The sequence below is a fragment of the Rhodococcus sp. OAS809 genome (genome assembly GCF_040546695.1).
GTDB classification, from domain to species: Bacteria; Actinomycetota; Actinomycetes; order Mycobacteriales; family Mycobacteriaceae; genus Rhodococcus_F; species Rhodococcus_F qingshengii.
Window position 1 is genome coordinate 3,644,081 of sequence record NZ_JBEPOI010000002.1, and the last position, 20,714, is coordinate 3,664,794.

Annotated in this window: 20 protein-coding genes; 9 read left to right on the plus strand and 11 right to left on the minus strand. The window is 61.4% G+C overall.

Annotation, left to right across the window (positions count from 1 at the left end):
* The first annotated feature begins 237 nt into the window (after nucleotides 1-237).
* A complete protein-coding gene (locus ABIE52_RS20055) occupies nucleotides 238-978 on the plus strand; it encodes an EAL domain-containing protein (protein ID WP_003943863.1) in 741 nt (246 codons plus the stop codon).
* Nucleotides 979-1,006: 28 nt separating this feature from the next.
* Here the strand turns inward: ABIE52_RS20055 and ABIE52_RS20060 are convergent, their stop codons facing one another.
* Entirely contained in the window at nucleotides 1,007-1,660 is a 654-nt protein-coding gene (locus tag ABIE52_RS20060; RefSeq protein ID WP_030535740.1) for a DUF4190 domain-containing protein, read from the minus strand.
* A gap of 130 nt (nucleotides 1,661-1,790) precedes the next feature.
* On the opposite strand from ABIE52_RS20060, the gene ABIE52_RS34035 reads away from it, so the two are divergent.
* The 3 genes from ABIE52_RS34035 to ABIE52_RS20075 all read left to right on the plus strand — a co-directional run bounded on the left by ABIE52_RS34035 (nucleotide 1,791) and on the right by ABIE52_RS20075 (nucleotide 4,327).
* A complete protein-coding gene (locus tag ABIE52_RS34035; protein WP_192712885.1) occupies nucleotides 1,791-2,501 on the plus strand; it encodes an RDD family protein in 711 nt (236 codons plus the stop codon).
* Between the two features lie 8 nt (nucleotides 2,502-2,509).
* The gene (locus ABIE52_RS20070) at nucleotides 2,510-3,475 is read left to right on the plus strand and encodes a DUF2189 domain-containing protein (RefSeq protein ID WP_223304518.1); all 966 of its coding nucleotides are present in this window, start codon (nucleotides 2,510-2,512) and stop codon (nucleotides 3,473-3,475) included.
* Between the two features lie 117 nt (nucleotides 3,476-3,592).
* Nucleotides 3,593-4,327, plus strand: a complete 735-nt coding sequence (locus ABIE52_RS20075) for a queuosine precursor transporter (protein ID WP_192712884.1) — start codon at nucleotides 3,593-3,595, stop codon at nucleotides 4,325-4,327.
* On the opposite strand, the gene tgt is transcribed toward ABIE52_RS20075, so the two are convergent.
* Complete coding sequence (gene tgt / locus ABIE52_RS20080) at nucleotides 4,318-5,607, minus strand: tRNA guanosine(34) transglycosylase Tgt (RefSeq protein ID WP_007731594.1); 1,290 nt, start codon at nucleotides 5,605-5,607, stop codon at nucleotides 4,318-4,320. The genes ABIE52_RS20075 and tgt overlap by 10 nt on opposite strands.
* Before the next feature lie 192 nt (nucleotides 5,608-5,799).
* On the opposite strand from tgt, the gene ABIE52_RS20085 reads away from it, so the two are divergent.
* The 5 genes from ABIE52_RS20085 (at nucleotide 5,800) to ABIE52_RS20105 (ending at nucleotide 12,582) form a co-directional block, all read left to right on the plus strand.
* Complete coding sequence (locus ABIE52_RS20085; RefSeq protein WP_020723626.1) at nucleotides 5,800-6,591, plus strand: enoyl-CoA hydratase/isomerase family protein; 792 nt, start codon at nucleotides 5,800-5,802, stop codon at nucleotides 6,589-6,591.
* A gap of 26 nt (nucleotides 6,592-6,617) precedes the next feature.
* Complete coding sequence (locus tag ABIE52_RS20090; RefSeq protein ID WP_007731596.1) at nucleotides 6,618-7,589, plus strand: ABC transporter substrate-binding protein; 972 nt, start codon at nucleotides 6,618-6,620, stop codon at nucleotides 7,587-7,589.
* Nucleotides 7,590-7,705: 116 nt separating this feature from the next.
* The gene (locus tag ABIE52_RS20095; RefSeq protein ID WP_065455095.1) at nucleotides 7,706-10,045 is read left to right on the plus strand and encodes a CaiB/BaiF CoA-transferase family protein; all 2,340 of its coding nucleotides are present in this window, start codon (nucleotides 7,706-7,708) and stop codon (nucleotides 10,043-10,045) included.
* Between the two features lie 50 nt (nucleotides 10,046-10,095).
* Nucleotides 10,096-11,043: a quinone oxidoreductase family protein gene (locus ABIE52_RS20100; protein WP_007731598.1), complete on the plus strand. Its 948-nt coding sequence runs from the start codon at nucleotides 10,096-10,098 to the stop codon at nucleotides 11,041-11,043.
* 15 nt (nucleotides 11,044-11,058) lie between these two features.
* Nucleotides 11,059-12,582, plus strand: a complete 1,524-nt coding sequence (locus tag ABIE52_RS20105; protein ID WP_054827402.1) for an AMP-binding protein — start codon at nucleotides 11,059-11,061, stop codon at nucleotides 12,580-12,582.
* 11 nt (nucleotides 12,583-12,593) lie between these two features.
* Here the strand turns inward: ABIE52_RS20105 and ABIE52_RS20110 are convergent, their stop codons facing one another.
* The 9 genes from ABIE52_RS20110 to ABIE52_RS20150 form a co-directional block, all read right to left on the minus strand.
* Complete coding sequence (locus ABIE52_RS20110; RefSeq protein ID WP_007731601.1) at nucleotides 12,594-13,496, minus strand: IclR family transcriptional regulator; 903 nt, start codon at nucleotides 13,494-13,496, stop codon at nucleotides 12,594-12,596.
* A gap of 167 nt (nucleotides 13,497-13,663) precedes the next feature.
* Entirely contained in the window at nucleotides 13,664-14,488 is an 825-nt protein-coding gene (locus ABIE52_RS20115; protein WP_007731603.1) for an alpha/beta fold hydrolase, read from the minus strand.
* Nucleotides 14,488-14,808, minus strand: a complete 321-nt coding sequence (locus ABIE52_RS20120; protein WP_007731605.1) for a DUF362 domain-containing protein — start codon at nucleotides 14,806-14,808, stop codon at nucleotides 14,488-14,490. The genes ABIE52_RS20115 and ABIE52_RS20120 overlap by 1 nt, the downstream gene beginning before the upstream one ends.
* A 3-nt stretch (nucleotides 14,809-14,811) precedes the next feature.
* Nucleotides 14,812-15,822: an NAD(P)/FAD-dependent oxidoreductase gene (locus ABIE52_RS20125; protein WP_007731607.1), complete on the minus strand. Its 1,011-nt coding sequence runs from the start codon at nucleotides 15,820-15,822 to the stop codon at nucleotides 14,812-14,814.
* 150 nt (nucleotides 15,823-15,972) lie between these two features.
* The gene (locus ABIE52_RS20130; RefSeq protein WP_054188628.1) at nucleotides 15,973-16,758 is read right to left on the minus strand and encodes a class II aldolase/adducin family protein; all 786 of its coding nucleotides are present in this window, start codon (nucleotides 16,756-16,758) and stop codon (nucleotides 15,973-15,975) included.
* Between the two features lie 13 nt (nucleotides 16,759-16,771).
* On the minus strand, nucleotides 16,772-17,608 hold the full coding sequence (locus ABIE52_RS20135) for an ABC transporter permease (protein ID WP_019746502.1): 837 nt from the start codon (nucleotides 17,606-17,608) through the stop codon (nucleotides 16,772-16,774).
* The gene (locus ABIE52_RS20140) at nucleotides 17,605-18,468 is read right to left on the minus strand and encodes an ABC transporter ATP-binding protein (protein WP_007731623.1); all 864 of its coding nucleotides are present in this window, start codon (nucleotides 18,466-18,468) and stop codon (nucleotides 17,605-17,607) included. Before ABIE52_RS20140 ends, ABIE52_RS20135 begins: the two co-directional genes overlap by 4 nt.
* Nucleotides 18,465-19,448 (minus strand): ABC transporter substrate-binding protein, encoded by a 984-nt coding sequence (locus ABIE52_RS20145; RefSeq protein ID WP_065351802.1) that lies wholly within the window; start codon nucleotides 19,446-19,448, stop codon nucleotides 18,465-18,467. The genes ABIE52_RS20140 and ABIE52_RS20145 overlap by 4 nt, the downstream gene beginning before the upstream one ends.
* 204 nt (nucleotides 19,449-19,652) lie before the next feature.
* Nucleotides 19,653-20,609 carry an NAD(P)-dependent oxidoreductase gene (locus ABIE52_RS20150; RefSeq protein WP_019746501.1) on the minus strand — a complete coding sequence of 319 codons (957 nt, stop codon included), beginning with the start codon at nucleotides 20,607-20,609 and terminating at the stop codon, nucleotides 19,653-19,655.
* Nucleotides 20,610-20,714 lie beyond the last annotated feature (105 nt).

Below are 20,714 nucleotides of genomic sequence, written 5' to 3' on the forward strand. Positions count from 1 at the left end.
CCTCGTCGGAACAAAACTACGATTGTCCGATATGACAAAGCCGTCCGCAATAGCTATTCGTTGGCAATTCTCGAATAGTGAAGTACGGTCGAGACTGGCGAAGGAAATTCAGGGCGAGTTGTTCCTGCAAAACCACGCCCGGGATCTGAACCTGGAATCCGACCACAGTACCCACTTGCAGCATCCACGCTGACACGCACGTGCGGCACGGGCGACTCAGGACGAAAAGGAATACGCATGGTCCGCGAGCTTCGCGAGGCACTCGACGACCATCAATTCGAGGTGTTGTATCAACCCCAGGTCAATCTGAACTCGTCAGCAATTATCAGCTATGAAGCTCTTTTGCGTTGGCGCCATCCGCTGCGAGGGTTGATCGAACCTCAAGATTTCATGCGCTCCGCCGAATCCTCTGGGCTCATCATTCCCATCGGGCTACAAGCTCTGGAAATGATTTGTGCCCAAACAGCGTCGTGGCCTGAGCACATGATGGTCGCGGTCAACTTTTCGCCTCGCCAACTCGCTACCCCGCACGCCGCTCACGAGATCCTCGGAGCGCTCGACAGTTCACAAACGCCACTGAGCAGAATAATCGTGGAAGTCACCGAACTCGGCGTCGTAGGCCGGCATGCCGCCGAGACTCTTCACGTCTTGCACAACGAGGGAATTCGAATCGCGCTGGATGATTTCGGGGCGGGCTTCGCGTCCTTCTCCGCATTGTCGGAATTGCCGCTCGACATTCTCAAGATCGACCAATCCTTGACCTGGGCTGTCAGCGCAGCGGGTCGTGCTGGAGACCGCGCCTTCATGGTCATGGAGTCCATCGCCGACATCGCTCGGAAGCTAGGGCTTGATTCGATCGCAGAGGGCGTCGAAACCGCGGAACACGCAGCCAACGTCTTGCGGGCCGGCTGCGACATGGGCCAGGGCTATTACTTCGGCAAGCCACTTCCTGCGTCGTCCGTCGTCACTCCCGTGTGAGCGCTCGCCACTTCAGCACGACGACACTTCAGTACGACGACGATGCACTCGCTATGAGTGCGACCACGAGAATCACGGCAAAAATTGCCAAGAAGGCCGCGCCGACCGCAATTCCGGCTATCGCAAGCCCGCGCCCCTGTTGACCTGTCTGCTTGATCTGATTGAGCGCGACAATTCCCAGAATGATTCCGACGATTCCGCCGAGACTGTAGAAGCAACCACCCGCAAGCGATACAACCAGCGATGCAATTGCGAGACCATTGGTGCCGACCGGCTGCATCGGCGGTGCGTACCCACCCGCGAATTGATTCGGTTGACCGTACGGGTTCGGAGGTTGGCCGTACTGAGGCTGTCCGTATTGAGCCTGTCCGTATTGTCCGGGTTGCTGATATTGATTCTGCTGATATTGATTCTGCGGTCCGAAATTCTGCGGCGGCAGGTACGGGTTGGGTTCACCGATTCCGCCCGGCTGGGGGTTATTACCGGGCGGGTTGTACGACGGCGGTGGATAACCCGGGTACTGCTCGTTGGGAGTGGTATATCCGGGAACTTCAGGTGAAGACTGCGTTTCGGACGGGGACACGCCGTACCCCTCAGGAGGCAGGCTCGGAAATTCTCCGTACCCAGGTTTTGCCTGGTAATCGCTCGAAGAATCGTCGTTGTTGCCCCCGGAACTCGTCATACAACGCAGCCTAAACCACAGGTGACCTCCGAATCCAAGTGAGCAGATGTCATCCACATCGCTCTTTGATCCCAGTAGGGTCATATCCACTGTCACACTCGAGCGCGATATTTACGACTGAGGGGAACACATGACAACCGGTGGGTACGACCCCAACCAGAATCCAGAAGGCGGGAAGCAATTCCCACCCCAGGATCCATATGGCCAGCAGGGAACACCTCCTCCCGGAAGTTACCCCCCTCCCGCAGGCCCCCCGCAAGGCGGAAGCTACCCGCCCCCGCAGGGCGGAAACTTCCCGACCCCTCAGGGTGGCAACTACCCGCCTCCCGGTGGATACCCGCCGCCGCCCCAGGGCGGAAACTTCCCGCCGCCTCCGCAGTTCAACGACCAAGGTGCGTACGGCGGAGGAAACCGGCTGCCCTCTGGCGCCGAAGCCGGTGGACTGGGTATTCGATTCGGCGCTCGCCTTATCGACTACATCATTCTCGGCCTAGTGGTCGGGCTCCTGATCATCTTCGTCGATTCGGGATACTGGATAACAGGCCTGCTGACTGCCCTTCTGACATTCGCATATTTCGTTGGGTTCGAGGTCACACAAGGTTGGACCCCAGGCAAGAAGCTCCTTGGGCTGTCGGTGAAGGCCCCGGGAGGCGCGGGCCTTCCCACTCCGCAGCAGTCCGCAATTCGCAACGCATTCAACCTCTTGTCGATCATTCCGATCATCGGAGGACTTCTCTCGCTCGTTGCGTACATCGTCATCGCGGTCACCATCAACAACAGCCCCACCAAGCAGGGCAAGCATGACGAGCTCGCTGGTGGAACTCAGGTAGTCAAGGGTTAGGTGCGCATATGACAACCGGTGGGCACGACCCCAACCAGAATCCCGAGGACGGAAAGCAATTCCCGCCCCAGGATCCCTACGGCCAGCAGGGAACGCCTCCTCCTGGGAGCTATCCCCCGCCGGCGGGGCCTCCGCAGGGCGGAAGCTACCCGCCGCCTGGTGGATACCCCCCACCTCCTCAAGGTGGCAATTACCCGCCGCCAGGTGGATATCCGCCGCCTCCACAGGGTGGAAGCTATCCCCCTCCCGGTGGCAACTACCCACCGCCCGGTGGATACCCGCCACCTCCCGGAGGCGGTAACTTCCCACCGCCGCCCGCCAACGACTACGGCGCAGGATTCGGTGGACCGCAGCTTTCTGTGGGTGCGGCAATTACCTACGGCTGGAACAAGTTCAAAGACAACGCATTGGTTTGGATCGGAATCTCGATCATCGCGTTCTTGATCGCCGGACTGATCCAGGGCGCTTTCAACGGTTTCGACTACACCAATACCGAATTCAGCGCGCTGTCGATCGTGGGTGGATTGGTCACCGCTATCGTCGGCTACATCATCCAAGCCGCATTCCTTCGTGGAGCGTTGAGCGAATTGGATGGAATCAAGCCGGCTTTCGGCACCTTCTTCCAATTCACCAACATCGGCGCAGTTGTTCTCGGCGGTTTCCTGGTAGCAGTGGCAACTTACGTCGGTTTGGCTCTCTGCATCATTCCCGGCATCATCGCGGCGTTCCTGCTCTACTACACGCTGACCTTCATCGTGGACAAGAATCAGGATGCGATTTCGGGCATCAAATCGAGTTACGCGTTGACCTCGTCGAACGTCGGAACGTTGGTCCTGCTGGCGCTCGCTCTGATCGGTATCAACATCGTCGGTGCGCTGCTGTGTGGAATCGGTCTTCTGGTGACGGCGCCCGTCGCGTTGATCGCCAGCACCTACGCATACCGCGTGCTGACCGGCGGCCATGTAGCTGCCTGATCCGTTCGTTTGCATCACCGAAGGCCCTGCGGTTCCACGTGAAACCGCAGGGCCTTCGGTGTGTTCTGCGCAACTGGACGGTCGCCAACTCGCATCCGAGCGCCTTGTGGTGCTTGGATGACGGACGTGACAGCTCAGGATCAGCAAGACGAATCGACCCACGAAACCAAATTTGCGCACGTCAGCCGGGGTTATTACCCGACGATCGTCGCGCTCTTCACCGCAGCGCTGCTGATCTCGAACGTGGCGGCGACCAAGGGGGTCGCCTTCTTTGCGGATTCCGACTTCTCGCTCGGTCCCTTGCAGATTCTGCCCATCATCACCGATGGTGGATTCTTCTTGTTCCCGCTCGCCTACGTCCTCGGTGACGTGCTCAGCGAGGTCTACGGCTTCAAAGCGACCCGACGCGCGATCTACCTGGGCTTCGGCGCACTGATTCTTGCCGCTGCGTGCTTCTGGATTGCAGTGCAACTCCCGTCGGCAGAGTTCTACGAGAACCAGGCCGCCCTCGAAACCGTGGTCGGTGTCATTCCCCGGCTACTGGTCGCGGGCTTGGCCGCCTACCTCGTCGGACAGCTACTGAACTCACTGGTTCTGGTCATGATGAAAAAGCGCATGCAGGAGAAGCATCTGTGGGCGCGACTGATCGGCTCGACCGTCGTCGGCGAATTCGCCGATACCCTCATCTTCTGTTCCATCGCCGCCGGTGTCATCGGCATCAGCACATGGGAAGACTTCATCAACTACGTGCTGGTCGGCTTCCTGTGGAAGACGCTTGTCGAGGTTCTGGTCATGCCGATCACCTACCGCGTCATCGCATACGTGAAGAAGCGCGAACCGACCTACGCCTGAGGTGCAGGCGTCTTCGCCGCGTAGAACTTTCCGAGCATGTCCGCCTTGAAGTCGTGGAAATACCCACCTTCGATGCTGGCTCGGATATCGTCGACCAACTTCACGGTGAATCGCTCGTTGTGGATGGTGCAGAGCGTCGACGCGAGCATTTCCTTCGCCTTGAACAGGTGATGGATGTACGCGCGGGTGTAATTGGCGCACGTGTAGCAGTCGCACTCGTCGTCGATAGGCGTGAAGTCACGACGGAATCGGCTGGTGTTGATGTTGAACCTGCCGGAGCGGACGTAAATCGCAGCATTGCGAGCAACACGCGACGGGTTGACGCAGTCGAAAGTGTCCGCGCCGTTCTCGATTGCGACGAAGAAGTCGTCCGGTTCACTGATGCCGAGCATATGACGCGGCTTGTTCTCGGGTAGTTCCTCGTTACACCAACGCACGATCGTTCCGAGGTTCTGCTTCTCGAGGGCGCCGCCGATGCCGTAGCCGTCGAAGCCGTATCCGTTCTCGCCTTCGATCGACTCGAGTCCGCGGCAGGCTTGACGTCGCAGATCTTCGTACTGCGCGCCTTGGATCACGCCGAAGAGAGCCTGATAGGGCTTGTCAGCGCGTTCGGCGGTGAGCTTCTCGTGTTCATTGATACAGCGGATCGCCCACGCCTGCGTGCGCTCGACCGATCGCTCCTGGTAGCCGCGGGTGTTGAGCAGCGTTGTGAGCTCGTCGAACGCGAACATGATGTCGGCGCCGAGCTGATGCTGGATCTGCATCGACACCTCGGGGGTGAAGCGATGCTTACTGCCGTCGAGGTGCGATTTGAACGTCACGCCCTCGTCGTCGACCGTCGCGAGACGCTCCTTGCCCTTCGCGATGACGTCGTCGGACTGCACACCGACGGCCTCCATCGCGAGCACCTTCTTGAACCCGACACCAAGCGACATGACTTGGAAGCCACCGCTGTCGGTGAAGGTGGGCCCGTCCCAGTTCATGAACTTGCCCAGCCCGCCGGCCTCGTCGACGATGTCGGGTCCCGGCTGCAAGTACAGGTGGTACGCATTGGCGAGCAACGACTGCGCACCGAGTTCCTTCATGGACTCGGGCAGCACGGCCTTGACCGTGGCCTTGGTTCCGACGGCCACGAACGACGGCGTCGCGATATCGCCGTGCGGTGTGTGGATGGTTCCGGTTCGTCCGAGCCGGTCCTCGAGCCTGGTCCCAATGGTGAAAATCGACTCGGGACGCTTGTCGACGGAGGGCGCGGGCGGTGTCGGTACTGCAGAAGTCACGGGCTCAATCCTGTCACAGGAGCAAATATCGCCGTGATCACAGCGAAGAAAGTTCCTACGCGATCAGCATCCGACATTGGTCTACTGACCGAACCCGAGCGGTACCGCCGCGTGAGGGTCCCCACCATACTTCCCACTACACATCCCCCGGCTCGACCGGTTTACCCCGCCAACCCGCTGACAGGAGCTCACTTGACGAGACAGACCGGCCAGACCTACAACTTCGTCACCGTCGACGTCACAGACTCGATTGCCACCGTGACTATCGACAAACCTCCAGCCAACGCATTCAACCCCAGCATGATCGCCGAGCTTCTGGAGATACTGCCGGTACTCGCGTCGGACCAGACCGTCCGCGTCATTGTCGTGACGGGCACTGGACGGTTCTTCGTCGCCGGTGCGGACATCACCGTGATGCGCGAGCTGACGGAAGAAACTCAGCGCGCGATGCGCCCGTGGGTCGACGTACAGCGGATCCTCGAGTCGGCTCCCAAACCTGTCGTCGCGAAGATCAACGGGCACGCACTCGGCGGCGGAGCAGAACTGACGTTGGCCTGCGACTTCCGCATCATGGCGCAGTCGGCGACCATCGGCTTCCCCGAGATCGGACTTGGGCTTTTTCCGGGTGCCGGTGGCAGCCAGCGACTTCCACGCCTCATCGGGGCTCACCGAGCCAAAGTGCTCATGATCGAAGGCAAGCGCCTCAGCGCCGAGCATGCACTCGATATCGGCCTGGTCGACACCGTCGTTGCGGACGCCGACCTCGATGCGCATTGCGCTGACCTCGCACGCGAACTCGCGACGAAACCCACTGCCACCATCGGAATGATCAAACGCATTGTCGACGAGGGCATGTCGTTGCCGCTCGATCAAGCGCTGGATCTCGAATTCGAGGCAGTGCTCGACCTGATCAAGACGGACGACGCTGCTGAGGGACTTCAGTCATTCCTCGACAAGCGGTCCCCCACCTTCACGGGACGCTGACAGCTCCCATTTACCGAGAGGCCATCATGCTCAACAAATTTCAGAAGAAATGGGTGGGCGCAGTCGCTTCTCTCGCCGCCCTGACGATCGCCGTCAGCGGATGCACCCGCCCCGCTACCGACAACTCCGCCGAAAGTGGTGGCCTGGTACGGATCGCGGTAGGTGTAGACCCGTCGTACGCCCCGATTTTCCTCGCCGACCACGAGGGCATGTTCGAGGCCGCCGGCCTCGACGTCCAGGTCATCCAGACCGAAGGCGGGGCAGCAGGCGCCCAGAACGTCGTAGCCGGAACTTCGGAACTCTCCGGCAATGCCGACTCGACGGCACTGTCCGTCATGGCCGCCAATCCGAGCCTGCGGGCGCTGGGCGTATTTCAGGAATCCGACCGATACTTCCAGGTTGTACTGAGGAATGGCGTCGAGCCGAAGTCGATCAAGACCATGGGCGTCTTCCCCGGCATCGGCCTCTACTTCACGAACCAGTACCTGGCCAGTCTCGGCATCGACCCCACGACGGTCACACTCGTGAGCACAAGCCCGCCCGAACAGCCTGCTTTGCTGGCGCGCGGTGACATCGACGGCTTCCTGTCCTTCGACCCCTGGGTGACGCAGAGTGTCAATACCGGCGGGCGCGTTGTTGCCACGACCGGCGACTTCGGCGCCAAGTACGCCCAATGGATCATCGCTTCGGACAACTGGTTGTCCGCGAACGAAGAAACCGCAGGCAAGGTGTTCAAGGTGATCTCGGAAGCGTCGGCAATCGTGAACTCGGATCCGGATCGGGCTGCAACCGCAATTGCCGCGTCTATCCAGATGGACCCGGCCGAGGCCGCAGACCGGGTGACCCAAATCGATTTCGGTGGACGCGGATTCACCGAGGACGACGTGGAGCGCGCAAACGAACTTGTTGCATTCTTCCGCGAGCAGGGCAAGATCTCCGCGGACATCGATCCGTCCGCTGTCCTCCTCTCGGGATGGTTCGAGCAGAACGCCGCCTGAGCGGAGAGTGAGAACGGGTCCGGTGGGCAGACCGAAATCATGTCGCCCACCGGCCCGCAGAACTACGTTCGACTCCAGTCGGTTCGGCGATATCTTTCGATTGAAACGGAGTAGTTGTGGTGCATCCTTCGGTACGGGTCGTAGAGATTTCCAGTCCGTTTGCGCGATTCGCCGGGCGCATCCTGGTCGGGCTGGGTTTCGAGGTCATTCTGGTAGAACCACCCACCGGTGACCCCAGTCGCACCGAGTCCCAGGGTGATTCGTACTTGCATTGGCATGCGGGCAAGAAGTCCGTTGTCCTCGATATCGACGACAGCAACGATCGCCTCGCTTTCGAAGCACTGCTGCGCAGTGCCGACGTCCTGCTCGACGGCAGCGCGACCGGCGCTCTACGCGACAACCGAGGATCTCTCGTTCACGTACGAGTGACACCCTTCGGCACAACCGGACCGCGAAGTGACTGGAAGGCAACAAATCTGACCGTCGCGGCACTCGGCGGGATGATGGCCCAGGTCGGCGATCCCGAGCACCCTCCACTGCTGCTCCCCGAACTCCAGGCTGAGCAGCTCGCCGGAATCAATGCCGCAATCGGCGTGCTTCTCGGACTGCGTTCGCGATCCAAGGGCCACAACCCGTTGCTGGAGATCAGCGCTCAGGAATGTGTTGCCGCCGCGCTGGAAGCGGGCACTCTTGCCTACATTCACGAGGACCGCGTACCACCGCGTCCGGGCCGGGTACATCCGCTCGTTCCGCACGGACTGTTCCAGGCCGCCGACGGTTATGTCGGTGGCGGCCTCGGCGGTAGCCCCCGCATGTGGGACGGCATGTTGGCCTGGCTGATCGACAACGATGCTCAGGACGATCTCGATCAACCGGAGTGGTCCGACGCGGTCTACCGAAAGACGCATCAGGAACACATTTTCGACGTTCTGTCCGCCTTCATCGCGAAGTGGCCGAAGGAAGAATTCGCGGTCAGCGCGCAGTCACGCAAGTTGCCGTGGGCAGCGGTCGACCGGCCCGAAGAACTGCTGCGTAACCCGCAACTCAACGACCGGGACTTCTTCACCGACGTGACCGGAGATCACGGTACCTACCGCGATCTCGGGTTCGGCTTCGCTTTCCCCGAAGGCCGGCGCATCGGAACGCTCGAGGCTGCCCGGTTGGGCCAGCATCAGGAACTCTTGAAGGCCACCTCGCCTGTGGCAGTGAACGAAACCCACGAGTTCAGCGGTGGCAGCACGCCCAGCCTCGAAGGTGTCCGCGTCCTGGATCTCACGTGGGTGTTGGCGGGCCCGTACGGCACCAGAATCCTTGCCGACCACGGTGCCGATGTCATCAAGGTCGAATCGATCGGACGCCCGGACCCGACTCGCTTTGCACCGTTCATGCATCTCTCGCGAGGACCGCACGACAATCCGAACACCAGCGGGTACTTCAACGACGTCAACCGCAACAAGCGCAGCATCACACTCGATACCCGATCCGCAGAGGGCCTTTCGGTACTGCGCGACCTGATCAGGAACTCCGACGTCGTGGTCGAGAATTTCAGCTCGTCGGTCATGGACAAGATGGGGCTCGGCTACGAACAACTCCGGGAGCTCAACCCGGACATCATCTACGTGTCGATGTCCGGGATGGGTCACACCGGTCCTCGCAAGGACTGGGTGTCGTATGCCGACATCGTTTCGGCAAGTACCGGTTTGACCGCACTGACCGGCTGGAACGCCGATGACGTTGTCGGAGTCATCTACGGCCATGGCGACATCGTCGCCGGACTGCAAGCCGGCGTCGCGATGCTGGCAGCCCTCGACTACCGCGACCGGACCGGCCGGGGACAGCACGTAGACCTGTCACAACTCGAAGCCATGGCAGCGCACATGGGTACCAGCGTTCTCCGAGCCGCCCGGTCACAGTCCCCCGATCCGATCGGCAACAGCCATCACGAACTGGCACCACACGGCGTGTACCCGTGCCTCGGCAGCGACCGGTGGTGCTCGATTGCCATTCGCGATACCACGGAATGGAATGCATTGTGCCGCGTCATCGAAGCAGAGAAATGGATCGGCAATCCTGACTTCGCGAGTGCAGAAAGCCGCCAAGCCGATCACGAACGTATCGACGACGCCATCGCCGACTGGACCAGGACTCTGTCACCCGAAACCGTCATGGAACGCTTGCAATCGGCGGGTATCGCGGCCGGCACCGTCCAGGACGGACGCGACCTGGTCGAGAGCGATCCACATCTTCGGGCACGCAGTTTCTATTCGGCACAGGAACATCCCCTCGCCGGAACATTCCTCCACGAAGGCATCCCCGTTCGCCGGAACTCCGAACCCGGCTCGATCCGACGCGCTGCGCCGGTGCTGGGCGCGGACACCGACGACGTCCTCGAGTCGGTGCTCGGATACAGCGACGAACTGATCGCCGGACTTCGCGACCAGTCGATCCTGTCCTGACCGCACTCATATTCAGTACATCCATTCACAGATCGCTACTAGGAGACACAATGCGCGCGGCCCGACTCCATCAGTTCGGCACTTCACCGGTCATCGACGACATCGACATTCCCACACGTGAATCCGGTCAGACGCTCGTGCGCATCGACGCTGCCGCGCTCGGCCATCTCGACATCACCGTCGCGAGCGGAAACTTCGGAGTCAAGCCGAACCTGCCACATATCGGTGGAACAGACGGAGCGGCGACGGTAATCGAATCCGACACCTATGAGCCTGGCACCCGCCTTCTGGTCCGAGGCGGCGGAGTCGGCCTGTTCAAGAACGGTTGCTGGGCTGAGTATCTGGTAGCGGCAGACAAGGCGTTCACACCCTTTGATCCCGCACTGTCGCCGGCCGTCGCCGCAACCTTCTTCCTGCCCAGCACAACCGGCTATGTTGCCGTCAACGACATTGCAGCCGTCGCTCCCGGCGAACGAGTTGTTGTCGCCGGAGCATCCGGCGCTGTCGGATCGATGGCAGCACAGTTCGCTCTGCTTGCCGGAGCGTCCGAGGTAATCGGTGTTGTACCGCGCGAAGATCAGGCTGCCTTGCTTCCGGAGGGTGTGCGTCCCGTCGTCGGGCAAGGCGACGAACTTGCCGGAGTGGTGGGATCCGAGCCTTCCGTCGACGCCGTGATCGACACGCTTGGCGGCGACGGCTTGCCGCACCTTCTGGCGAGTGTTGTCCCCGGTGGCCGGGCTGCCCTGATCGGATATACCTTGGGTAAGAGCCTCACCCTGGACTTGCCGAACTGGTTGCTCAGCGATGTCCGGATCCTGCCCGTCAACATGATTCGCAAGACTGCCCGGCAAGCCGAACTGGCACCTGAAATGATCCGGCTGCTCATCGAAGGCAAGATTTCCGTTGCAGTGCAGGAGTTTCCGCTGGATGACATCGCAACGGCACTGCAGTTGATGGGTGAGGGCAAGGTTGCCGGCCGGGCCGTCGTCGTACCCTGAGGGATACAATTACCCATGCCCCACGACGCACATGCCATTCCGCGCTCGCTTCCGGATTTGATCCGGAGGCGAGCTTTGGAGCGTCCGGAGCACCCGGCGCTCGTCGTCGACGGGATCACGGTCACCTACCGCGAATTGCGGGATCGTGCAGCGTCGTTGGGGGCGGATCTCCGTAATCACGGTGTCGGCCGTGGGGAGCGCGTGGCGGCACTGTCCGGCAACAGGATCGAACTGGCAGACCTTGTTCTCGGATGCGCGTGGATCGGTGCGGTTGTCGTCCCACTCAATACGGCCCTCCGAGCCGACAGTGTTGCCGGCGCACTCGAACAGGCTGGTGTACAACGGATCCTGGTTTCACCCGAATACTCAGGCGCTGTAGCCGGATTCGACGGCACCGTGTGGGTCATGGGTGAACAGTGCGTCCCCACTGCCGGTTCGCATCCGGGCTGTGAGCCCGAGACCCTCGATCCGCTCGACCTGGCCGCGATACTCTTCACCTCCGGCACCACCGGTCTGCCCCGAGGCGTTCGATGCCCGCACGCGCAGTTCCTGCAGTGGGGCAAAGGCGTCGGCGCCTCACTCGGGCTCACCGGGGACGATGTGCTGTACAACTGCCTGCCGCTGTTTCACACCAATGCTCTCAATGCCTTTGTTCAGTCCCTTTGGGCCGGGTCTACTTTTTTCCTGGGACAACGCTTTTCGGTCCGCAATCATTGGCGCGAAGTTCGCGAGATCGGCGCAACTGTCGACTACCTGCTGGGTGCGATGGTGGCCATGTTGATGAACGCGGACCCATCGCCGCAAGACCGACAGCACAGCGTCCACGTGGCACTTGCCCCCGCAACGCCGGCTCATCTGATCGAACCGTTTGCCCAGAGATTCGGTGTAGAACTCGTGGACGGATTCGGAAGTACCGAAACCAATCTCGTGATCGGCACACTTCCGGGAGATCGGCGGGCCGGGTACATGGGGCGGGTGATGAGTGGCTACGACGCCGCAGTCGTCAACGACGGTACTGCGGCCGCAGACGGGGAGCCCGGCGAACTGGTGGTCCGCAGCACGATCCCCGGCGCCTGTTCACTGGGCTATCTGGGCGAGGAGATTCCGGCGACGGAGAGTTGGATACAGACCGGTGACAGGGTGATTCGGGAAGCAGACGGCTGGTTCCGATTTGTCGATCGCATCAAAGACGTGATTCGGCGCCGCGGTGAAAATATTTCCGGGGCCGAAGTGGAAACCGTTCTGGCGTTGCATCCGTCGGTCGGTCAGGTTGCCGTCTTCCCGGTACCGTCGGATCTGGCCGAGGACGACGTCATGGCAACTGTAATACTGCGCCCCGGAGTATCTTTCGACCCCATTTCGATTCTGGAGTTCTCCCAGCAACAGCTGCCGTACTTTGCACTTCCCCGGTACATCGACGTCGTGGACACGTTGCCACTCACCGAAACCGGCAAGGTACAGAAAGCAGTGCTACGTGAGAGGGGCGTCGGCCCACACACCTGGGACTGCGAGAAGAGCGTGTTCCGCGCCCGGCGATAGACCGCGCCTCGCTACTTGCCGCAACCGTTGAACGAACACATCACCGGACTGCAGATCGTGCGCAGAGCCAGCGGGTCGCTCGGCGAATGTGTGCACTTCATGGCATGAAGTTTTCGGGTGATTCCGGCGCCGGCAGTGCGCAGGGCCCCGGTGATGCGGCTGACGTTGAGGCGAGCCGTCGGCGCTGTCACAGACAACGCGCCGGCCAGAGTGCGCGGGCCGCTGAACACCGGCACTGCGACGCTCATGTACCCGAGCCGTGTCTCCTCGACCTCCACCGCGAGTTGTTCCTTACGCATCCGCTCGGTTTGCTGGCGCAGCACGCTGACGGACATCGTCGTTCGACTGGTCAAGGCGGTGAAACCCTGCTCGACTACCTCGTCGAAGACCGATTGCGGGGAGAAGGCAAGGATGATCTTGCCGGTGGCGGTGCAGTACAGCGGGAGCCGACCGGCCACCCGCGACTGCTGATTGAGCCCGCGGTGTCCGATGATCTTCTCGATGTAGAGGACGTCGATGCCGTCACGAACCGCAAAGTGAACCGTCTCCTGCGTCGCCAGTAGTAGGTCCTCCATGTACGGCAGCGCCGCGTCGCGCAGAATCCGCTGACGCGGCACCAATTGGCCCAGCTCGAACAATCGCAGGCCGAGCCGGTACTTGGTACCCGCGCGCTCGAGCAATCCCCACTCGACCAGCTCGCCGGCCAACCGGTGAACCGTCGCTTTCGCGACCCCACTGCGCCGGGTGAGCTCCGTCAGAGACAGGTCACTGTGGTCGGTGTCGAAAGCGTCCAAGATCATTCGAGCCTTGCCCAGGACCGAGGACAGTTCACCTGCAGGCTGCGATGCAGCGGTCGTTTCCGACGCGATGGGTAGTACGGATCCGAACCCGACGGATTGTTGTGGAGCGGCCATGAGTGTCCTCCTGAACGATCTGTGACAGCCTGCCGAGACCGAGTGCCACAACGACCGAGATCGGTCGGGGTCCTCGTTAGGTGCAGGTGCTTCGAGACTGACACTATGGTGACGACACGATGAGACGCACGCCACACGGTCCGCTCAGTGAACCCGTCCCGCAGAGTTTACACGGGGCGCCTACCTGCGTAATTCTCCAGAAACATGCGGACGGCGGATGCAATCTGCGGAGCGTGCTCCTCGACGAGTGCGACGGTCCCCGATTCGACGATCTCCGTTTCCACCACTGCCGCACCCGTCAGGTGTGCACGCAACGGCGCAATGTTAGGCATCGAGAAGGGATCCTTCTGCGCGCCGATCAGCAAAACCGGCGCAGTCACCGAACCGACTCTCGCCTCCATGACGTAGCGGGCGCAGGCTTTGTGCCCCTCCGCCGGATCTACCCGGTAGGCAAGCGCGTCTCGGATGAACCTGTCGAGCAGTGCGGTGCCTGGTTCGGGGTAGTAGGGGCGACGCATCTCCCACAGCCTGGTGAGATGGCTACCGTCTGCGGCCCGGTCGACGCAGTCGATCCCACCGGGTCCCGAGTGCCCCTCGCGGTAGTTGCGGTCGGTCCACGGGCACGACGAGAGCACGGCAGCGTGCACCCTCTCGGGGCGTGATGCCGCCATCTCGAGCGCCACTGCCGCACCGGTGTGGTGACCGATGACCGTGACTCGATCGACGCCCAGGGTGTCGAGCAATTCCCACGCGCCTCGCGCATAGGTCTCGATGGTCTGCGGGCCGGGCACCGGAGCACTGTTGCCGTACCCCGGCATGTCCATCGCGACAACGCGGAAGTCGTCGGCAAGGAGTGGAATGAACTCGCGGAACTCGTCCCACGACCGGGGCGCCTGATGAAGCAGGAGAATCGCCTCACCCGAACCTTGCTGCGCGTAATGCAATTGCCCGAAAGACGAATCAACGTATCCGAGTTGCAGGCCGCCAGCCATCAGAACGCCGCAACCATCGGGGTATCGACGCCGACGATGTCGATCTTTGCCGAACCACCCGGATTTCCGACGGGCTCGCTACGGGTAGGCAAGACCTCGAGGAAGAAGCGCTTGTTGTCTTCCTTGAAATCCGGGTCTGCTTTCCGGTCGACGGTGATCGCCTCCACCGGGCAGGCCAATTCGCAAGCGCCGCAATCGATGCATTCGTTCGGGTTGATGTAGAGCTTGCGATCACCCTCGTAGATGCAATCCACGGGGCATTCTTCCATGCATGATCGGTCCGTGTAGTCGATGCATGCTTCACCGATGACAAATGCCATTGCCTAGCTCTCCTGTTCGGTGGAGTGTCCAGGGAAGATTTCTGCTTCCGGATCCAGCACTGCCGCAGCGTTGTTCACCGCAGTCGCGGCCTCGCCGAAACCGACGGCGATCAAGCGGACCTTGCCGGGATAGTCCGTGATGTCCCCGGCGGCATACACACGCGGAACATTCGTCTCCATCCGTGTGTTCACCGCGATGTGGCGATTGTCGATCTCGATTCCCCACTCCATCATCGGACCGAGGTCGGCCGTGAATCCCAATGCAGCGATGACGGATTGAGCGAGCAGCGTGGACGTGCTCTTGTCTTGTTTGTGGGTGATGTCGACCTCGCCGATCCACCCGTTTCCACGTACCGCCGAGACATCGGCGTTGACGAGAACCTGGACACTGCTTTCCTGCACCTTGGCGACTGTGGATTTGTGCGCGCGGAAACGATCTCGCCGGTGAACCAGGGTGACGGACTTGGCAATCGGTTCCAGGTGAACGGCCCAGTCGAACGCGCTGTCGCCGCCACCGACGATGACAACGTCTTTCCCGGTGTGCGCCGACAAATCCGGGACGAAGTAACTCAGCCCCCGATCCATGAACTCCGAACCCTTCGCCAACGGACGCGGGGTGAAGGTTCCGATGCCGCCGGTGATGACAACCGCGCCGGCCACCACGACCTGGCCCGTGCTGGTGGTGATCCGCACCCGGCCGTCGTCGTCATGCGACAGCTCACGAGCCTGCATGCCCAGAAGGTACACCGGATCGAACGGGGCAGCCTGCGCCATCAAACCCTCGATGAGGTTGCGTCCCTTGACCGAAGGGAATCCCGCGATGTCGAGGATCGCCTTCTCCGGGTACATCGCACTGACCTGTCCCCCCGGTTCCGCAAGGGCATCGATCACGGCAACCGAGAGGCCGCGGAAGCCTGCGTAGTACGCGCCGTACAGCCCGGCGGGGCCGGCACCAATGATCAGAATATCGACGCCGATCTCGTTGTCGGTCGCCGTGGAAGACGTTTTGTTCACACTCGATACGGTATTGCGCCGACGGACTCACGCAAATGAAACCGGTCCGCTCAACAGACCTCGGTAACAGTTGCGGGACAACACGAAAAGGGCCCGCCGACCTCTCGGTCGACGGGCCCAATGCTCGCAGGAATTCAGTGCGCGAAGAATTCAGTGCGCGAATACCTCGGGTTCGTCTGCTGCGATCTTCTGGATGATGGTCGAGTACGCAAACCACCCCACCTTCTCGGTGCCGACTGCTTCGTAGGTCTGCGCCGCGATCTTCTCGTGCAGGACAACCGGATCACCGGCGGCTCGCGCCGTCAACTCCGCCTGCATCGACCGCTCCATCGACACATACCACCACACTGCGCTCTCCACGGAAGTTCCGACGGTCAGATGACCGTGGTTGGTGAGGATCACGGCCTTGTTCGATCCGAGGGCATCCGCGATGCGAATCCCCTCCTCTTCGTCCAGCGCCACCCCGTGATACTCCTCGTAGATCGAGTGATCCTCGTGAAAGGCGCACGCGTCCTGAGTGATCGGCGTGAGGCGGGTGTGCAGCGAGGAGAACGCCTTACCGTTCAAACCGTGAGCGTGAACAGCTCCGATGACGTCGGGACGAGCCTCGTGAACCTTGCTGTGGATGACAAACGCTGCTCGGTTGAGCGGTCCGTCTCCGGAAATGACCGCGCCGTCCGACGCCACATGCAGCAATTCCTCCGGCTGAACCTGGGAGAAGTGCCGCCCGAACGGCGCAGTCCAGAAAGTCTCCGGATCTTCTGGGTCTCGGGCGGTGATATGTCCCGAGATTCCCTCGTCCAAACCGAATTTCGACAAAATCCGATACCCGCCGATGACAGCGGTCTTGCGACGACGCCGCTCACTCTCGATATCGGTGAACTCGGGCGGTCCCGGAATTCCGGCCTGCTCGGCAATGCTCAGCGGGTGATTCATGCTGCGCTCCTGACTATTTGACGCCGTAACGGGCGAGGTACCGCGAGGACAGAATGCGGAGAATCCGGTCGAAGATGAAGCCCATGATGCCCAGGACGATGATGCCGACGAACGTCCAGTCGATCCGGCCGTAGTTTCGAGCCTGCCAGATCATCGAACCGATACCCTGGTCGGCGGCGACGATCTCCGCCGACACGATGGTGAGGAAGCTGTTGCCCATCGCCAGGCGAGCGCCCGTGACGATGCCGGGGATCGACGACGGCAAGACCACCGTCTTCATGATCTGAAGTTTGTTGGCACCAAGATTTGCCGCTGCCTGCAGTTTGTTCTCGCTGATCGCTACAGTCGCGGCAATCGTGCTGACCGTGACGATGAATACCGAGGTGTAGAAGATCAGAACAACCTTCGACGTCTCACCGATGCCGAACCAGACGACGGCGAGAGTGACAAACGCAATAGGCGGAATGAACCGGAAGAACTCGATGTACGGATCGAGGAGCTGTCGCACGATGGAAATGCGGCCCATCAGAATTCCGACGGGAGCACCGATCACGACACCCAGGAACCAGCCGATGAGAATTCGCTGACCCGATGCGGTGATCGACGACCACAGAACGCCGCTCTCCCACAGTTCCTGTGCCGCCGACCATACTTCGGCCGGTGATGCAATGGTGGTCGGCCCGTACCACCACGCCAGGAACGACCAGATGCCCAAACCGATTGCCGCTGAGGCTGCATACATCAGCGTCGCTTTGACAATCTTGGATCGCCGCGCCGACGAACGCTTTTTTGTCTCCGCCACCTTCGCTGTTCTCACACCGGCTGAACCACCGGTCACTACAGCCGTCACAGCTCGTCCTCCTCAATGCCTTGGTTCCGCAGCGACGCAACCACTTCTGCCCGAATGTCGTCCCGCAGCTTCTCGTAGAGCTCGATCACCTCGGGATCGTTGCGGTCTCGCGGACGAGCCGCATTGACCTCGTAGACGCTCTTGATCCGGGCCCGCGGGCCGGCCGACATCACGATCACACGGTCAGCCAACGTCAGTGCCTCGTCGATATCGTGAGTCACGAATACCACGGTGCAGCGGGTGTGCCGCCAGATACGGTCGAGTTCGGTCTGCAGAACCTGACGAGTCTGAGCGTCCAACGCACCGAACGGCTCGTCCATGAGAACCAACGACGGCTGGTTGGCAAGAACTCGTGCGATCTGAACACGTTGCCGCATACCGCCGGACAGCTGCGAGGGGAACTTCGCACCCGCGTGGGGCAAGCCGACCATCGCGAGGTACTCGGCCGCGATACTCGCTTGCTCGCTGCGGTTCGCTCCACGCATCCTGGGGCCGTAGGCCACGTTCTGGCTCACGGTCATCCATTCGAACAACGCTTCGGAGCTCTGAAACACCATGCCGGCGTGGCGGTTACTGCCGGCGACGACATCTCCGTCGCACACGATCTCGCCGGCGCTGGGTTCCACGAAGCCGGCCATGGACGACAGCAGCGTCGACTTGCCGCAGCCACTCGGACCGAGCAGACAGACGAATTCACCTGGCTGCACGTGCATGTCGATTCCGGCGACGATCTCCGCCGCGCCGAAGCTGATTCCGAGGTCGACCACGTCGATGGCAACACCGGTGTTCTTCTTGCCGGGGCCGGCTGTCCCCGCGCTATTCGTCGAGCTGGTCGTTGAACCACTTGTTGCGATACTCACTGTGCACCATCCTTGTACCAATCCAGAAGCATTGCCGATTCGAGATCCGGCTGGTCGCTGAGAACACCGATCGACTTGTAGAAATCTACGATCGACTGAGCCGACTCGACATCCGCAGCTTCGAGATTCACCACGGCGAAGTCGATCTCGTCCACCGCGGCAATAGTCTGATCCTCGCTGACGTTCACAGCCGCCTTGGTCGCGGACGCTGCCACGCCCGGATCCGACTCGACCTTGCGCGTTGCCTCGTCGAGCACCTTCGCGACGGTTCGCGCTGTCTCTTCGTTGGCCGACAACCACGGAGCCGTCGTGATCGCCCAATGATGATAGAACCAGCCGTAGTCTCCGGTTACTGCCACCACGTGGCCGGTTCCCTGATCCAGGGCGGTGGCCGGCCACGGCTCCCACAGGACAAACCCGTCGATGTCGCCGCGACTGAGCAGTGCGGGCATGTCCGTCGGGGTCGCCGAGATCATCTCGACCGAACCGGGGGTAATGGAATTGGCAGCGAGGTACTTGTCCGTCGAAATCTGGCTGAGACCCGGGACGATGCCCATCTTCTTGATCGCAGCCGGTGAGTCGACACCGTTACGCAGCACGACCTTGATGTAGTCACCCGACGCCTCGTACGAGTACATCGCGCGCAACGACGGATTCTGACGCAACTGGGCGATCGTTGTCGTATCGGAGCTACCGGCGATCTGGACCTGCCCGGTCGAGAGTGCGTCGACGGCCTCGCCACCACGACCGAACTGGACGAGTTCGACGTCCAAACCGGCAGCGTCGAACATGCCTTCCTGATCCGCTACGAAGAACGGAGCGTAGGAAGCATCGATTCCGACTGCGATACGCAGTGGTCCACTTCCGGCAGAATCAGCTGTGCTTTGCGTCGCCGGGCGGCTGCATGCGCCGGTTGCAACGGTCAGCAGCAGCGCAGCCGAAACAAGAGCAGTCCTTCCAAACTTTGACAGCGAGGCCATCTACTCACACCTTTGTTTGTGATCTGTGCCGCAGTTGCGGGTCGTGGAGAGCAAACCTAGCTGTGTGTACCTACACCCGAGAACCAACCGGGTCCACCGTGCGGACCGGGGACAGGAACTTACCTCGGCGAAACACTGCACCTGGAGGAACGTGCGGACCGAAATACTTCGGTAACACGGCCCTCGATCACAATGTCCACCGAATCACAATGTCCACCGAATTGTCTGCGAGCGCAGCGCACTGGCGACATTCTGCGCCGTCATCGAATAGATCGACGCACGCGCTCCGGCGCTGCCGCCGGCGACGTGCGGGCTCAGGAGGGTCGAATCGAATCCACGGAGCGGGCTCGAAATCGGTAGTGGTTCAACGTCGAACACATCGAGGGCAGCGCCGCCGACATGCCTGGAACGCAAGGCACGCGCCAATGCCGCGTCGTCGACGACAGCGCCGCGCGCCACATTGACCACGATCGCTCCGGTGGGCAACTGCGCAACTCGATGGGAATTGATCAGTCCCCGAGTTGATTCCGTAAGCGGGACGGCCAGCACCAGGACATCCGCGAGAGGCAGTAACTCGTCGAGTGACACAAACGTCGCAGCCACAGTGTCACGCGGTCTCGAACGCGCGGTGACATAGACGTCGCAACCGAAGGCGGCAAACAATTCTGCACACCGGCGGCCGATCGAACCAACACCTACGACGCCGACCCGGCGCTGCGCCAGATCGCGGCAATCGCGCGTCAGGATGGATTCCTGTGGCCATCGACCATCGGTAACCTCGTTGTGCGCCCAGAACATGGAGCGGCACAACACACCTGCCGCGAGCACTGCCCACTCCGCAACCGAGTTCGCGTTTGCACCGGGAGTATTCGCCACCGGAACTCCGGCGGCGCGCCAGGCTTCGGCATCGATGAAATTGGTTCCGGCACCAGGCTGTTGGACGAGGAGCACATTCCGGCCGAGCTCTGCTTCCTCCTTGCCCAGTGGCAGATCACCGCTCCAGTCCCCCACCACGACGTCGCATGTCGGCAACTCCGCACGGAGCGCCCCCGTGGTGCGCTCAGGTAATCGAACGACCTCCGCCTCACCCCTGACGGCGTCACGGATTGCGGTACCGAGTCCGTTGTCGGCGTCGGCCGTCAGCAGAAGTACTTTCTTCACGAGAACTCCTTCGCTGTAAGACGATGACTGTACCTTCGAAAACGCGGAAGCCGGCCTCCCAATCGAGAGACCGGCTCCATTACGCAGCAGCATATTTGGCAGGAA